The organism is Pseudomonas citronellolis (genome assembly GCF_029335315.1).
GTDB classification, from domain to species: Bacteria; Pseudomonadota; Gammaproteobacteria; order Pseudomonadales; family Pseudomonadaceae; genus Pseudomonas; species Pseudomonas citronellolis_A.
Window position 1 is genome coordinate 1 of sequence record NZ_JARJLT010000112.1, and the last position, 378, is coordinate 378.

A 378-nucleotide genomic window follows, 5' to 3' on the forward strand; every position below is an offset into this window, starting at 1 on the left:
CCGACTCGAACAGTGACCACCCACAGGTCCGTGCCGACAAGGAGGCCCCATGTACCGGCAAACCCTGCTCACCGCCACCGCCCTGGCCCTGCTCGCGGGCTGTTCCCATGAATCCACGCGACTGCAGAACCCGGTCAACCTCGTGACCTACCGCGACGCCCCGCTGGTGCGCGACGTGCACGACGGCATGAGCCGCGAGGAAGTCCTGCGCATCGGCGGCACGCCGTCCAGCACCCATGCGCGCGCCTACAAGGCCGGTAGCTGCAACAGCTACATCCTCAGCAAGGACGGCCGCGAGCAGCCCTACTACGTAACCTTCGACGACCAGGGCAAGGTCGACGGAAGCGGCTTCCTGACCTGCTCCGAACGCGACCGCCA

The 378-nt window shown here is 67.2% G+C and carries 1 protein-coding gene; it reads left to right on the forward strand.

Translation table 11 applies throughout. From position 1 onward, the window contains the following. Window positions 1-49 precede the first annotated feature (49 nt). Window positions 50-378: osmotically-inducible lipoprotein OsmE (gene osmE / locus P3W75_RS09535; protein WP_276227130.1), on the forward strand; the 329-nt coding region annotated here is incomplete at its 3' end.